The organism is Marinobacter sp. SS13-12 (assembly GCF_030227115.1).
In the GTDB taxonomy this organism is placed as follows: domain Bacteria; phylum Pseudomonadota; class Gammaproteobacteria; order Pseudomonadales; family Oleiphilaceae; genus Marinobacter.
Genome location: NZ_JASSUA010000001.1, coordinates 1,600,679 through 1,614,631 on the forward strand (window position 1 = coordinate 1,600,679; position 13,953 = coordinate 1,614,631).

The window sequence follows — 13,953 nt, forward strand, 5'->3', positions numbered from 1 at the left end:
TTTTTTGCCCACCTGACGGTGTCACATTGTGAAATCGGGTAATTTGGCCAACGAATAGCTTGCGTATAAGATACGTTCAAGCCTTTTAGGAGTTGGGATGCTTCTGATAGTGCATTGCAAATGGTTTAGCGCGAATAGCGCAGTTATAGACAAGGACGTCAGATATGTCATCACAAACCCGAAGCGGCGATTGGGTAAAACGCGGTAGGAAATCAGCCTCGCTGGATCGCCTCGAAGCCTATTTCACTGGCAATGGTTATACCCCCCATCGCCACGACACTTATGCCATCGGCCATACACTCTCCGGCGTTCACAATTTCCGTTATCGCGGAAGTCTGCGTAATAGTCTTCCGGGCGGAACGATTGCCATCTATCCCGACGAGTTGCACGACGGAGAGGCGGGTACGGATGAAGGCTTCCGATACAGAATAATGTACGTTGAACCGGCCTTGCTTCACGAGGTTCTGGGCGGCAGGCCATTACCTTATATCCCTGGTGGGCTTTCTCAGGACCCCCGTTTAATGGCCGCATCCAGAGCGCTTCTTCAGGATATGGATCAGCCCTTGGATCACCTGGAGGAGGCAGACTCAATATACGACCTGGCGCAAGCGTTGGCTGCAGCCGCCGGTAATCCAACGAAACGCAAGAAGCTGGACGTTCTCGCTGCTCAACGGGCTCGAGAGTTTATGCACGCCTCATTAGACGCAATGATCACAATGGATGAACTCGAGGCTGTTACTGGCCGAGATCGATGGGGGCTTTCCAGGGATTTCCGCAGCCTTTTTGGCACAAGTCCCTATCGCTACCTAACGATGCGCAGGCTCGATAGAGCCCGCGAACTGATGCAGTGTGGTTCATCGCTTGCAGAGGTTGCCGTGATGGTCGGCTTCAGTGATCAGAGTCATCTTACCAACCACTTCACACGGGCCTACGGTATAACCCCGGCCCGATGGCTCAGAATGCTTCGCTGAACCTAGGCGCAATTCTGTGACCCCCTTCTCGTTTAAAAGTCCTTTTCCTGCACGATCTTTCAAGATCACGATGCCCACTCACCTCTATGCTGCTATTCAAATAGCCGGATGCCTTTAACTGTCTAAAAATGCATATTTTTGGCCTGGCACAAGGATTTGTGCTCGATCAGAGCGCAAATAAGAGCACGGAGATAACTCTGTGCTTAGTGCAAATCCATAATGAAAAGGAAAGTAACTATGAACCAGAATATTTCAACTATCGGTGGAACTGTCGGCGGCACTGTTGGAGGAACAGTGGGTGGCACGGTTGGCGGAACGGTAGGAGGTACCGTTGGTGGAACTGTTGGCGGAACAGTTGGGGCTTCCCTTGGCTCAACCAAGTTGAAAACAAAATTGACCAAGTAATCCCCATTGATATTCGAGGTGGCGTGTGCGAGTGCGCTACCTCGTCATTTAAAAGTTAGAAATTGGTTAGGTGTTGATATGGCTGATAGTCGCTACGTGCTTTCAAGTGATCTGATCTTAAACCAGGTAGGTGATCGCTTTGCTGCCTATCACAGACAGCTCGGTGGGTTATGCTTTTTGGATGGCAATAGTAAGAGCCTACTTGAAAGCTTCTCGACTCCAAGATTTTTATCGAATGATGTGATGGAAGTGGAAGCAAGTGACCGTTCTGAGGAGTTGATACAGCAATTGATTGCACGGCGGTTGATTGTGAATAAAGAGGAAGAGGCTGAATCTAAAGAAGATGTGTGGCCTGCCGTTGAAAAGAAAATAAACGTGATCCAGTTAATACTCGCTAATGCGTGCAATTTTGGTTGCACCTATTGTTTTGAAGGTGTCCAGGGAAAAGAACTCTCCGCAGAGGACGATTTCAATAGAGTCGACGAATCGAGGATAATTGCGAGGGAAGGCATAAAGGTTAATATTGAAGATTCAATTTATGCCTCTAAAGAGCGCTTTGAACACCAGTATGATCCTAAGAATCGAGCAATGAAGCCTGAAGATGGTGTTTCCTATGTGGAGTCTTCACTGGCAGTAGCGAGATCTGCTGGCGTAAAAGAGGTGATGGTTCAGTTTTTTGGTGGCGAGCCGCTGTTGAACTGGAGAACTGTCAAGGCAGTCCTTGAGCACTTTGGTAATGGCGAAAATCACGACATAATAATAAATTATTCTACGGTTACTAATGGCTCTCTAATAACAAAAGAAGTTTCGGAGACATTCTCGAAATATAATGTCGCTGTTTGCGTGAGTTTCGATTCCCCAACAAGCCCAAACCGTCCTCTAAAAAACGGAGACGACAGTACCCCTGTTGTAATGGACGGGTTCAAAATGTTGAGAAAATACAACAACCGTGTAGCTATCAATTCGGCCTTGACTTCAGACACGTGGAATGACTTCGACGAATCAATCGTGGATCTGGCGGTTGACGTTGGGGCACGTGAAATTGGAGTCGTTGTAGACTTTGATCCCACATTCTATTCCGAGTTCGGTACGCAAAATATTGTAGACCGCCTTTGGCGGGTAGTTGAGTACGGAAGAACTCGTGGCGTCGTTCTTACAGGATATTGGCACCAGATCTTCCAGGTGATGCTGGGCTTTGACGTGGTTGCCGACAGAGGATTCAAAAACTGCTCAGCAAAGGGTGCTCAATTTAGCATTGAGCCAAATGGATCAGTTTTTTCATGTAAGGCGGGTTCCACTCTTCTAGGTAATATATCTGATGAAGAGCGAATTCTGGATTCGGAAGAGTATCTTAGCCACGCACGGTTGCGGCGTAACAATCCCGAGTTTTGTAAAGGCTGTGAAATTGAAGGGTTCTGCGGTGGGCTTTGCTTGGGGCCTCTGGAAAAGAAGTACGACGCGGTCGATGTGGTTGAACCTGCTGCCTGTGAGTTTTATAGAGGAATCACCAGAAAGCACATCGAGTCATTGAAGCCGCATGAGATTGCGACTTTTGATCTTGAAGAAAGGGCAGAGGAGGCCTAAGTATGAATATGTCATTAACCACGACTGACTTGAAGCCTACTAATGAGCAGTATATTGAAAATGGATTTTGTGTTGTAGAAACGCCTGCGCTGTCTCATGAAATTATTGCTTCCTTTGATGAGCTTCCCAGAGACTGTCACAGCAAGGGCAGGTTAAGGAAAATAAGGTTGTCTCAATATTTCGGATATTTTGAAGATAACGAGTGGATATTCGGGCTGCTCCCAAAAAGGCGGTATATTCAGTCACCCGAATATATAAAGTTAAAAGAAGCTGGTGGGGTTCTGAGATACAGAGAGCAATTAACTATCGATCCTTTTCCACTGATGTCTTGCATTATGCAGGAGCTACCCATCGATACGGGGGATATCTTCCATCTGAATGTAAATCAGATTCGCGTCATTGCCAATGAGGAGTATCGCGGAATCACGGTGCCGGAAGGGCCGCATAGAGATGGTCATCAGTTTAGCGTTATTGGTGTTGCCGCGAGAGAGAACGTGGTAGGGGGTGAGACGCAGGTAATCGATCCCAATACGGGAAATATTGTATTCAGGTATGAGTTAAAGGAGAACGAAGCCATCATTATTGATGATGAGCGGTATGTTCATTACGCGACAAATATTGAGCCTGAAGAGGGAAGCACCGGCTATCGGGATATCTGGGTTATCGAAATCAATAAATGGGAAAATCGAGCTTATGGACCGGTTCATGAGAAAAGGGCAAGGGGCCTAGAGTTATGCTAAGGAAGTATAGGTTGGGTGGAAAGCGTGAGTGCTAGCTTTGAGGATGCGAAAGGAGCACTGACATCTCCCAGTGCTCTATCCCGGGTAGTGCCACCAGCGCTTGCAGTGGCCCCCGTTAGCATGCTGTTCGGTTTTATAGCCTGTCAGGCTGACTGGACTATTTTGGATGTGTTTCTTGTAAGCGTGCTGGGTTTCTCGGGGAGTGGGCAGTTTGCGGTTCTTCCGCTCTCCCAGTCCGGCTCGGGGTTTCTAACCATGCTCTTTGTTACCGCTTCCATAAACAGCCGGTACTTCCCAATTGCTTACGTGTCCTCTGGTCGGTTACCGCAAAGGAAGGTGAGCCGATACCTAACGGCTCATATGCTGGGAGACGAAGCCTATGCAACCGAAAGTCCATCGGATGGCCCCCAGACTATTTTTCTGATCCGGAGCGTCATTTTTATTACATGGGTTCTGTCAGCGTTGGTGGGTGCGGCCCTGGGGCAGTCACTTCAGCTCCCTTGGCTTGGGGATAATGTCAATCTGGGGTTTTCAGCCAGCGCAGTGCTGGTATTCCTTTCGGTGAGCCAGCTCAGGTTACGGGTTTTTGTCGATGATGGGTTTACCGTATCCCGGGTAGGTGCCGTCGTCCTCGGCCTGACCGTTGCTTTAGTGCTGATATACTCGCTGGGGCCGGTCTATTTTTGGGTGCCTGGCATTATCGTGACATCAATCCTGCTCGCCAAGGCCAGGTTATGAATAGCGCTGCAATGCTGGCCGTTCTCGCGCTGTTTGCGGCCAGTTTGATCGTTAGAGTTTTACCTGTGCTGCTCCGGTTCGAACTTGCCGCACCGTGGAAGGTCTATGTGGAGCAGGCGGTTCCGTCAGCGGTTTTCATTAATTTTATTGTTTATATTTTCTACAGCGAATTGGCCCGGGAGCCTCTTGCCGCGACAATTTCTCTGGCCCTGGTAGCTACTGTTGCCTTGCTGACGTCAATGGGACTGTTGATTTCGGCGTTGGTTGCTGCTGGCAGTTACTACTCGCTTGTCTATTTCATGCCATTTTGAGGACGACGAGCCTTGCTTAAACTAAATAGGCAAAGGCTCTGGTGTAATACCCCGCCGATTCGGTCAATGTCAGAGGGCCTGGAAGAGAAGCTGCTTGAACTGTTCAAGAACTATGTCGACAGAAAGTTTTTCACGAAAGGAAAATCTGTGGTCTAGCATTGTTCCAACAACTCCAGCATCGCCCGTTTTGGCCAGATACAACCCTTGACTCCCTTCGCAGAACAAGGCCGTTCGGCTAAAAAGGCGCCTGTTCTGTACGGCGCCAGATCGATGATCGAGAGGTTGTCATACCAGATCTGATGCTCCAGATCCTGCTTCATCTGGTTCATGGTGGCCTGCACTGAGCGGTCGCATTCCGAGTCGCAAACCAGTTGCGAGAGTATATTTCCGGCAGTGTTCATTTGCGTCTCATTAGCACCGGATTTAATGAGAGTGTTCATCAGAGCGTCCTGAAACCACCAGTCCAGCTCCGCAAAGTCCGGTTTCGTGAGGCAAGTTGCCAGCACCGGAAAACGAGTGGTGTCATGAACGAACAACACACAGTTGCGGCGCTGGATGGTGAGCAGGTTGGCGTGCCAGCCGCTCATAGGGCTCTCAGCTTCATCATTAACTGCTTGCGGGAGCAATGCCTTCCTCTTTATCCGACCGGACGAATCCAGCGGCAGCTTTGCCAAAAGTTTCTTTGTGCAGTGGAGTTGGATCATAGGTTTCTGGCTTCGCACTCGGCTGACGTCTCACCACCGTCAACTTCGATTTGTGATGAAATGGTAAAAGATCTAACGTTTCATGCGGTTAAGTGTCTCGGGGTGTCGCTATACGATTAGTGATGAAATACACTTGCCTGAATACCTGCGCTGTTACAAGAAGAGAATATGGGATACGGTTGAATCGTTCCACCGTGACCTTCAGTAAGATGTACCCGAGTAATCGTTGAGTAAAAGGGAATTTCATACCTGTGCCGAGTTTGCCTCCCCATGAAGTCGAGATCGTCGAGGTGTTGCGCCGCTCGGAACACGGTATGACTCTGCCGTTCATCTGCAGAGGCAATGATGGAGAGATTTATTTCGTCAAAGGCAGCGGTGCGGGCAGGCAGAGTCAGATTAACGAATGGATATCTGGCAACCTCGCTCTGGCCATGGGAATTCCCGTAGCCCCATTCAGACTTGTCGATGTTCCCGACGAGTTAGTCGATGTGTTGTCAGCGGAGGATGCGCTTGCGTTGGGTTGCGGCCCGGCTTTTGGATCGGTGGAACAGAGGATAACGGAGTTGGCTTTCTCCCAGATTCCTGATGTCCCATCTGAAATGCGTGGCTCTCTCCTTGTTTTCGATTGGTGGATATCCAACGTCGACCGTCAATTGACGAAAAACGGCGGAAACGCAAATTTATTCTGGGATGCGGAAACTCAGCGCCTTGTGGTCATCGACCACAACCAAGCCTTCGACCCGGATTTCGATCCAGATCATTTTTTCCGGTACCACGCCTTCAAGGACAGCGTGCCGGTCGCGTTCGATGACTTGATTGAGCGTCAGCACTATACTGATCGGATGGAACAGGCTTTGAGGGAGTGGGACAACATAATCCAGGCCATTCCCGAGGAGTGGTCTTATATAGACCCCGAGATGACGATGAAACTGGACTTTGATCCGGATTCATTTCTGAAACACTTGCAGCGTTTTCGTAGCGACAACTTTTGGAACCGAAAATGACCAGGATAGCGTGCCAATACGCCATCGTGCGGTTTATGCCTTATATCGAGACGGGCGAGTTTGCCAATGTTGGTATTTTGCTGTGGGCGCCGAGAACCCGCTACCTGGGCTTCAAACTGCTTCGGAAAAAACATGCCCGTATCACGCAGTTTTTTGAAGAACTGGACCGGGGGTTGTACCTCAAAACCATGGCGAATCTGGATGCTGAGTTGTGCAGAGTGCAGGGCATGCTGAAAGACCAGATCGGCGAGTTTGGTGACAACGACCGGGAGTATGGATTTCATAAAGGCCTGTTTCAGGAGCTCATCCGACCCCGTGAAACCATTGTGCGGTTCAGCGAGCAGCGGGCAGTGCTGGCGGAGAATCCAGAGCAAACACTGACTGGGCTCTACGAGTATTACGTTGGCAGGAACTTCGTCACCAGAGAATATCAGGAGACGGTTCTCGAGAGAGGCATCAAGAAACTCCTGGAACAGCGGGATCTGGCCCGCCGTTTTACCAAACGCCGGATCGAAGATCAGCTTTACGGAGTCACCTTGCCCTTTGTTGAGCAAAAGGGCGATGATGCCATCCGGGTGATTAAACCCCTGTTCTTGGGGCAGACCGACTCCACGGCTATCATTGAGCATGGCGGCAAGTGGAAGCTGAAAGTGGATCAGCTCCGCAAACGCCATCTGCTGAAAGGCCCCGTGTTATTTCCGGTTAAAGGCCCCGAGCGTGGCCAGATTAACGACGTTCGTGTAGAGGCGTTTGAGGAAACCCTTGCCAACCTGGCTGGCGATGGTATCGAAATAACCCTGCACACCGATAAAAACAGAATTCTCGAGTTTGCCGGATTGCATGGCCAGTAGTGATCTCAGGCTCTTCGCCGGGTCTGATAGCACCTGCCGGCTTCCCTCCTGATGAACTTGTAAGTAATTCTTACAGGTTGCACCCCGACCGGAGTCGCCCTTGTCGGTGCTTCAGAACATAAGCGTGCAGACAGGCTAGATGGCCTCCTCCACTTGTTTCTCCACCTCAGGAATTCGGAGTTCGCCGGAGAGGAGTTTGGGGAGGAGGGTGTCTCGGAGCAATCCAAGAGACCGCGACTCGTTCGCCAGAGCCGTCATTTTCTCGAACCAGGCTTCGCAGTTATTTCGATACAGATCGAGAATGTCGGGCATTTTCGGGGTGCAGATGAAGTAATTGTCAAAACAAGAATTTTGGACTCGCTGTCGCCCTGAAGAACCTACCATGTTGGATATACAGTGCTGGCGAAATGCTTCTTGTCTCGCTAGCGCGGCTACGAAAGGGGTGCCAATTGCGTTTTTCGGTCGCATTACAATAAATTCTGTCGAGCCGAAGCCCGGGTCACCGAATGATAGGAAGTCGACTACTCCAGTCTTCCCATTTTCCAAACATGGCGTGATCCGGGCGAGCAGCACATCCCCGCGTTCAAACTTTGCACCACCCGCATATTCTTTTTCTGAAATTTCGCCGACACAGTAGCCTGATGTTGGCAAGGCTTTCATGTCTACGTGTTTCGCTTTTTGTCCCTTCTTTATCGTGACTTTGGGGTTGATCTCGATTGCTTCGCTCAGGGGAGTCACTTGCCACCCCTCCGGCACCCATCCCATTTCGTCCGTCAGCACAAACCGATCCGGGAACTGCTGGCGGATATGGTCGGGCAGGGGCTTGCGCCGGTCGCCGAGGGCGGCTCTGGCGTCGGCGCGGCTTTGCAGGGCTTCGGGGATGGGGTTGCCGGCGGCCAGGGCGTTGTCGATCACCGGGTCGAAGTCCACGAACCAGCTTTTGAACAGGGCCTGGGCCATGGATTCGAGGGTGATGTTGATTTCTTGGTTGAGGGTAATTTTTTTGTCAAGGGCCCTGAGGACTCCTGAAATTCGTTTTTGCTCTTTAAGAGGCGGTATTCGTATTGGAAAAAAAGGCAGTTCTTTCAGGGCGATCCTATCTACTGTCGCCCCTGAAATCGTTCTGGTTTTAATCTCCCGTTGAAACTCTGGACCGAGGTATGCAAAGAGAAGGTATGAGGGATCGACTTTGTTTGTATCTGGTCTGAGTAGCCCCATTCTTCTTCCGAGACAGGCTTTGATGCCAGAGGGCATCAGGGCGGCGTCTCCAAGTCTCGTCTCGTAGGAAAACAGAATATCTCCTTGCTGAGGAGTTACTCTTCGGGTCCATTTTTCAAATTGCTCTTCACTTATGCGGGCTGATTTAGAAAGGTCTAGTTGGCCTCCAATAAGGCTAGATATGCTTAGAAAGTAAGGTCCCTCTGTAATTTTTTTGGGCGTTGCGTGGGGACCGTCAAATACTTGAGCAACTTTGCCAATTGTTGTCCACTCACTCCCCATAACCCAACCCCTCTAAACTCCCTCGAATCACCGCATCCAGCTTCTCCCCCTCATCCATCTGCCGATACAGCATCTTGCTCAGCTCCGCCATCTTCACCTCAAACGGCACACCATCGTCTTCAATCTCAGCCGCACCCACGTAACGGCCGGGGGTGAGCACATAATCATTGGCCTTGATGTCGTCGAGGGTGACCGCTTTGCAGAAGCCGGGTACGTCTTCGTACTCACCATCCTTCGCCTCACCCCGCCAGGCGTGGTAAGTGCGGGCGATGTGGTTGATGTCGTCGGGGGTGAGTTCCTTGTGTACACGGCTGATCATACTGCCCATGTTGCGAGCGTCGATGAACAGGGTTTCGCCTTCGCGGTTGCGGTGGTTGCTGTCGCTGTGACCGGGGATGGTCTGGGCCTTTTTGTTTTTGGTGAGGAACCACAGGCACACGGGGATCTGGGTGGTATAGAACAACTGGCCGGGCAGGGCGATCATGCAGTCCACCAGGTCGTTCTCGACCATTTTCTGGCGGATGGCACCCTCGCCCTTGGTGTTGGTGGACATGGAACCGTTGGCCATCACGAATCCGGCAGTACCGTGTTCGGACAGCTTGGCAATCATGTGCAGTATCCAGGCGTAGTTGGCGTTGCCGGTGGGCGGCACCTCGTAGCCGGCCCAGCGGGGGTCATCGGTGAGTTCGTCGGACGCACGCCACTGATCCATATTGAACGGCGGGTTGGCCATGATGAAGTCCGCCTTCAGGTCCGGGTGCTGGTCCTTGAAGAAGCTGTCGGCCGGTACATCCCCCAGGTTGCCGGCAATGCCGCGAATGGCCAGGTTCATCTTGGCCAGTTTGTAGGTGGTGGCGGTGTATTCCTGGCCGTAGATGGAGATGTCTTTCTGGTTGCCCTGGTGGCTTTCCACAAACTTGATGGACTGCACGAACATACCGCCGGAGCCGCAACAGGGGTCGTAGATCTTGCCCTGGAACGGCTCGATCATCTCGGCCAGCAGGTTAACCACGCATTTGGGCGTGTAGAACTCGCCGCCGCCCTTGCCTTCGGTGGCGGCGAACTTGCCGAGGAAGTATTCGTACACCCGGCCGACCACGTCTTGCTCGCGGTCTTCAACGGTGTCGATGTTGTCGATGGAGTCGATCAGCGCGGCCAGTTTGCTTACGTCGATGCCCAGGCGGGAGAAGTAGTTGTCCGGCAGGGCGCCGCGCAGGGATTTGTTGGTTTTTTCGATGGTCGACAGTGCGGTATCGATCTTCAGGGCGATGTCGTCCTGCTTGGCATGCTTGCGGATAAAGCTCCAGCGGGCTTCCGGTGGCAGGTAGAACACGTTTTTCATGGCGTAGAACTCCACCATGTCCACGTAATCGCCCTGGCCTTCATCAACCAGCGCCTGTTTGCGTTCCTCGAACTTGTCGCTGACAAATTTCAGGAAGATCAGGCTGAGTACCACGTGCTTGTACTCGGAGGATTCCACCGTGCCGCGCAGTTTGTCGGCGGTGTCCCAGAGGGTCTGTTCGAAGCTTTTGGTGGTTTTTTTGCTTTGGGTTTTGGCCATCGAAATTACTGCATCCTGTGCCGGCTGTGAAATTGAAGGCTGCCGGATGGTTGGTCTGTTTGGAGGGCATTGTTGCCGTTTGGCGGCAGGCATTCAAGAAAAAAGCCCCCGGGATTGGGGGCTCTGTTGGGCAGGCTCAGATCAGTGCGACAGCACCCGGCTCAGGAACGATTGTGTACGTTCATTCTGCGGGTTGTCGAACACATCCGCCGGCTTGCCTTCCTCGACAATCTGGCCTTCGTGGATGTAGATCACGCGGTCGGCGACTTCCCGGGCGAAGCCCATTTCGTGGGTCACCACCATCATGGTCATGCCTTCCCTGGCCAGTTCCCGTATAACATCCAGCACTTCGCCGATCATTTCCGGGTCCAGCGCCGAGGTGGGTTCGTCGAACAGCATCAGTCTGGGTTCCATGGCCAGCGCACGGGCAATGGCTACCCGTTGTTGCTGGCCGCCGGACAGATGGGTGGGGTACTTGTCTGCCTGGCTGGCAATGTCCACGCGGTTCAGCAACCGCTCTGCGGTCGCGTTGGCGATGGTCTGGGGAGTGTCCTTGACCTTCATGGGTGCCAGCATGATGTTTTTCTTCACGGTAAGGTGCGGGAAGAGATTGAACTGCTGGAATACCATGCCCACTTCCTTGCGGATTTCCGCCAGGGCTTTCGGATTGCCGCTTTTCGGCGCAAGCTCATTGCCGTCCACGATCAGCTTGCCGGATTCAAACTCTTCCAGGCCGTTGACGCAGCGGATGAGCGTCGATTTGCCGGAGCCACTGGCGCCGATGATGACCACCACTTCGCCGGCTTCAACGGTCAGGTCAATTTCCTTGAGGACATGCAGGGTACCGAAGTACTTGTTCATGCCCCGCATTTGCACGATCTGTGTCATGGGTACCTATCCTTCAGACAGAAGCCAGTCCGCGCCGCTCGATGAAGCGGAGCACGAGAGAGAGGGAGAGGGTAATCGCGAGGTACATGAGCGCCACCACGAAGTAGACCTCGAAGGCGGTAAAGGTATTGGCGATATACACCTGGCCCTGACGAACCAGTTCGCCCACACCAATCACCGAGAACAGGGAGGTGTCCTTGATGCTCACGATCGCCTGATTGCCCAGGGGCGGGATCATGCGGCGGAAAGCCTGGGGCCAGATGATCGACCAGAAGGTCTGGGACCGTGACAGGCCCAGGGACAGGCCGGCTTCAGTCTGGCCCTTGTCGATGGACTGCACGCCGCCCCGGACAACTTCGGAGATATAGGCACCGGAGTTCAGGGCAATAGCTGCAATACCGGCAGTCAGCGGGTCAATGGGGCCGCCGACCAGATCGGGCAAACCATAGAAGATGAACAGCACCTGAACCAGAATCGGGGTGCCGCGAAAAATTTCGATGTAGGCGGTGGCAGGCCAGCGAAAGAACCATTTTTTATTGATACTCAGTAGGCCAAAAATGATACCGAGCACAAAGCCGATGGCGAGGCCGCCAAAGGAAATAAGAAGGGTGTAGGGAATACCTTTAAGCAGGTAAGGAATCGCGTTGATGGCAGCCTGCCAGTCAAACTGAAACTGGAATTCCACAGTGGATATCTCCGTTGGATGGGGAGTGGCCAGCCGGGGCGTTGTGCGCCCCGGCTTTGGTTTTTCAGTTTTCCTTGTCTTCCGGCAAGGGGCCGAACCATTTCTCGTAGATATCTTTGTAGGTGCCGTCTTCCTTCATCTCAGCCAGAGCGTGATTCACGTCGTCTACCCATTCGCTGCCGTCTTTCAGGGCGATGCCGTACTGCTGGCCTTCGTAAAGCTCACCAACGGTTTTGACCTTGCCTTCGCCTCGGGTCTTGGCGAAGTAGCCTACGTTTGGTGCGTCGTAGAACACTGCGTCAACAGCGCCGGACATAAGCGCCATGTACATGTCAGAACTGCCCGGGTACGGGGTCACACCGCCGTCCTCGTCCAGGGTTTTCATCAGGTAGTCGTAACTGGTGCTGCCAATTTTGGTGCCGATCTTCTTGCCTTCGAGGTCGGAAATCTCTTCGACCTCATCGTTGTCCTGGCGCACCATAATCCGCAGGCCGGAATCGTAATACGGGTCGGAAAAATCAACGATTTCCTCACGCTCTTCGGTAATGGTAATACCTGCGATGGCGATATCCACGTTACCGGTCTGCAGGGCAGGGATGATGCCATTGAAGTCCATGGTGTTCAGGTCGATCTCAAAGCCGGCACGATCGGCCACTTCGCGGATGATCTCCATATCGAACCCGATCATCTCACCGGTTTCCTGGTCCATCATCTCGAAAGGTACGAAGCTGGGGTCGGTGACAACACGCAGGGTCTCTGCGCTGACGGTTCCTGCGGCCACGGTGAATGCCAGGGTTGCGCCAACTGTTTTAATCCATTTGGTGCTCATACAATCTCCTGTTTTTTGCTTTTGTTGCCCGTGCACCTGGTGGAGTGCTCCGGAAATGCAGGCTGATCAAGCCAGTTCTTCCCGGGGGCAGTTAATGGAACTGCAACTTTTATACTTTAGACCATAGGTCAGAGATGTACAGGAAATCAATTGGTTGGAGGAGCGGAGAGGCAGGAGGAGAAGGCTGGAGGAAGTTGTCGGATTACGGCCCATTGGGCCTAATCCGACCTACGGGTTACTGCAAAATTGCCGGCATAGAGTGTAGGTCGGATTAGGTCCGAAGGACCGTAATCCGACAACATGGAAGACCCATCAAAAAGCAATCTTCTCCCGCTCACCAAGCCCCAGGTTCTTCCAGATACTGACACTGGGCTCGGCCTGGTTCAGGGTATAGAAGTGCAACCCCGGCGCCCCGGCGGCGAGCAATTTCTCGCACATGCGGGTGACCAATTCCTCTCCGAACTTGCGGATGCTGTCGCTGTCGTCGCCGTAGGCTTCCAGCTGCTTGCGAATCCAGCGGGGGATTTCCGCGCCGCACATGTCGGAGAAGCGGGTCAGGTTGGAGAAGTTGACGATGGGCATGATGCCCGGCACCACCGGAATGGTAACGCCCATCTTTTCCAGCCGGTCAATAAAGTAGAAGTAGCTGTCCGCATTGAAGAAGTACTGGGTGATGGCGCTGTTGGCGCCGGCTTCGACCTTGCGGGCGAAGTTCTTCAGATCATCTTCTGCGGTCCGGGCCTGGGGATGGAACTCCGGGTAGGCCGCCACTTCAATATTGAAGGTATCGCCGCTGTGCTCGCGGATGAAAGTCACCAGCTCATTGGCGTAGCGAAGTTCACCGGCCGCACCCATGCCCGAAGGCATATCGCCCCGCAGGGCGACGATGCGGTTGATGCCGTTGTCACGGTACACATCCAGCAGTTCCGCAATGCTGTCGCGGGTGGCGCCCACGCAGGACAGGTGCGGGGCGGTGGACACGCCCCGCTTGTGCAGATCCAGCACCGTTTGCACGGTGCGGTCCCGGGTGGAGCCGCCGGCACCAAAGGTGACCGAGAAGAAATCCGGGTCAACCTCTGCCAGCGTGTCGCGAACGCCCTGCAACTTTTCCCAGCCCTTGTCGGTCTTGGGCGGGAAAAACTCAAAGCTGAAGCGGCGCTTGAACTGTTTCTGGGTTTCCAT

The 13,953-nt window shown here is 52.8% G+C and carries 15 protein-coding genes; 8 read left to right on the forward strand and 7 right to left on the reverse strand.

All coding sequences use genetic code 11. The features are described from left to right. Window positions 1-164: 164 nt before the first annotated feature. The 6 genes from QPL94_RS07325 (at window position 165) to QPL94_RS07350 (ending at window position 4,749) form a co-directional block, all read left to right on the forward strand. Window positions 165-971: an AraC family transcriptional regulator gene (locus tag QPL94_RS07325; RefSeq protein ID WP_285356514.1), complete on the forward strand. Its 807-nt coding sequence runs from the start codon at window positions 165-167 to the stop codon at window positions 969-971. A gap of 237 nt (window positions 972-1,208) precedes the next feature. Then, window positions 1,209-1,376 (forward strand): hypothetical protein, encoded by a 168-nt coding sequence (locus tag QPL94_RS07330; protein WP_197025691.1) that lies wholly within the window; start codon window positions 1,209-1,211, stop codon window positions 1,374-1,376. A 78-nt stretch (window positions 1,377-1,454) separates the two neighbouring features. Then, window positions 1,455-2,960, forward strand: a complete 1,506-nt coding sequence (locus QPL94_RS07335) for a radical SAM/SPASM domain-containing protein (RefSeq protein WP_285356515.1) — start codon at window positions 1,455-1,457, stop codon at window positions 2,958-2,960. A gap of 2 nt (window positions 2,961-2,962) precedes the next feature. Then, window positions 2,963-3,700: a 2OG-Fe dioxygenase family protein gene (locus QPL94_RS07340; protein WP_285356516.1), complete on the forward strand. Its 738-nt coding sequence runs from the start codon at window positions 2,963-2,965 to the stop codon at window positions 3,698-3,700. A gap of 105 nt (window positions 3,701-3,805) precedes the next feature. Further along, window positions 3,806-4,438, forward strand: coding sequence for an AzlC family ABC transporter permease (locus QPL94_RS07345; RefSeq protein WP_285357864.1), 633 nt, complete (start codon window positions 3,806-3,808; stop codon window positions 4,436-4,438). Next, window positions 4,435-4,749, forward strand: a complete 315-nt coding sequence (locus QPL94_RS07350; protein WP_285356518.1) for a hypothetical protein — start codon at window positions 4,435-4,437, stop codon at window positions 4,747-4,749. Before QPL94_RS07345 ends, QPL94_RS07350 begins: the two co-directional genes overlap by 4 nt. A gap of 152 nt (window positions 4,750-4,901) precedes the next feature. Here QPL94_RS07350 and QPL94_RS07355 read toward each other — a convergent pair whose 3' ends face one another. Further along, the gene (locus tag QPL94_RS07355; protein ID WP_502881513.1) at window positions 4,902-5,453 is read right to left on the reverse strand and encodes a DUF6933 domain-containing protein; all 552 of its coding nucleotides are present in this window, start codon (window positions 5,451-5,453) and stop codon (window positions 4,902-4,904) included. 290 nt (window positions 5,454-5,743) lie between these two features. On the opposite strand from QPL94_RS07355, the gene QPL94_RS07360 reads away from it, so the two are divergent. Continuing rightward, complete coding sequence (locus QPL94_RS07360; protein WP_350310630.1) at window positions 5,744-6,457, forward strand: HipA family kinase; 714 nt, start codon at window positions 5,744-5,746, stop codon at window positions 6,455-6,457. Continuing rightward, entirely contained in the window at window positions 6,454-7,308 is an 855-nt protein-coding gene (locus tag QPL94_RS07365; protein ID WP_285356521.1) for a DUF3037 domain-containing protein, read from the forward strand. Before QPL94_RS07360 ends, QPL94_RS07365 begins: the two co-directional genes overlap by 4 nt. 135 nt (window positions 7,309-7,443) lie before the next feature. Here QPL94_RS07365 and QPL94_RS07370 read toward each other — a convergent pair whose 3' ends face one another. The 6 genes from QPL94_RS07370 to metF form a co-directional block, all read right to left on the reverse strand. After that, on the reverse strand, window positions 7,444-8,808 hold the full coding sequence (locus QPL94_RS07370) for a restriction endonuclease subunit S (RefSeq protein WP_285356522.1): 1,365 nt from the start codon (window positions 8,806-8,808) through the stop codon (window positions 7,444-7,446). Then, the gene (locus tag QPL94_RS07375; protein WP_285356523.1) at window positions 8,798-10,369 is read right to left on the reverse strand and encodes a class I SAM-dependent DNA methyltransferase; all 1,572 of its coding nucleotides are present in this window, start codon (window positions 10,367-10,369) and stop codon (window positions 8,798-8,800) included. The genes QPL94_RS07370 and QPL94_RS07375 overlap by 11 nt, the downstream gene beginning before the upstream one ends. Window positions 10,370-10,510: 141 nt before the next feature. Continuing rightward, window positions 10,511-11,257 carry an amino acid ABC transporter ATP-binding protein gene (locus tag QPL94_RS07380; RefSeq protein WP_285356525.1) on the reverse strand — a complete coding sequence of 249 codons (747 nt, stop codon included), beginning with the start codon at window positions 11,255-11,257 and terminating at the stop codon, window positions 10,511-10,513. A 13-nt stretch (window positions 11,258-11,270) separates the two neighbouring features. Beyond that, entirely contained in the window at window positions 11,271-11,942 is a 672-nt protein-coding gene (locus tag QPL94_RS07385) for an amino acid ABC transporter permease (RefSeq protein ID WP_285356527.1), read from the reverse strand. Window positions 11,943-12,006: 64 nt separating this feature from the next. Then, the gene (locus tag QPL94_RS07390; RefSeq protein WP_285356528.1) at window positions 12,007-12,771 is read right to left on the reverse strand and encodes a transporter substrate-binding domain-containing protein; all 765 of its coding nucleotides are present in this window, start codon (window positions 12,769-12,771) and stop codon (window positions 12,007-12,009) included. Window positions 12,772-13,083: 312 nt separating this feature from the next. Next, window positions 13,084-13,953 (reverse strand): methylenetetrahydrofolate reductase [NAD(P)H], encoded by an 870-nt coding sequence (metF, locus tag QPL94_RS07395; RefSeq protein ID WP_285356529.1) that lies wholly within the window; start codon window positions 13,951-13,953, stop codon window positions 13,084-13,086.

Bases quoted from the DNA above. Each gene is read 5' to 3' on its own strand.
- QPL94_RS07325 (WP_285356514.1), top strand. From the start codon at position 165: ATGTCATCACAAACCCGAAGCGGCGATTGGGTAAAACGCGGTAGGAAA.
- QPL94_RS07330 (WP_197025691.1), top strand. From the start codon at position 1,209: ATGAACCAGAATATTTCAACTATCGGTGGAACTGTCGGCGGCACTGTT.
- QPL94_RS07335 (WP_285356515.1), top strand. From the start codon at position 1,455: ATGGCTGATAGTCGCTACGTGCTTTCAAGTGATCTGATCTTAAACCAG.
- QPL94_RS07340 (WP_285356516.1), top strand. From the start codon at position 2,963: ATGAATATGTCATTAACCACGACTGACTTGAAGCCTACTAATGAGCAG.
- QPL94_RS07350 (WP_285356518.1), top strand. From the start codon at position 4,435: ATGAATAGCGCTGCAATGCTGGCCGTTCTCGCGCTGTTTGCGGCCAGT.
- QPL94_RS07355 (WP_502881513.1), bottom strand. From the start codon at position 5,453: ATGATCCAACTCCACTGCACAAAGAAACTTTTGGCAAAGCTGCCGCTG.
- QPL94_RS07365 (WP_285356521.1), top strand. From the start codon at position 6,454: ATGACCAGGATAGCGTGCCAATACGCCATCGTGCGGTTTATGCCTTAT.
- QPL94_RS07370 (WP_285356522.1), bottom strand. From the start codon at position 8,808: ATGGGGAGTGAGTGGACAACAATTGGCAAAGTTGCTCAAGTATTTGAC.
- QPL94_RS07375 (WP_285356523.1), bottom strand. From the start codon at position 10,369: ATGGCCAAAACCCAAAGCAAAAAAACCACCAAAAGCTTCGAACAGACC.
- QPL94_RS07380 (WP_285356525.1), bottom strand. From the start codon at position 11,257: ATGACACAGATCGTGCAAATGCGGGGCATGAACAAGTACTTCGGTACC.
- QPL94_RS07390 (WP_285356528.1), bottom strand. From the start codon at position 12,771: ATGAGCACCAAATGGATTAAAACAGTTGGCGCAACCCTGGCATTCACC.
- metF (WP_285356529.1), bottom strand. From the start codon at position 13,953: ATGGAAACCCAGAAACAGTTCAAGCGCCGCTTCAGCTTTGAGTTTTTC.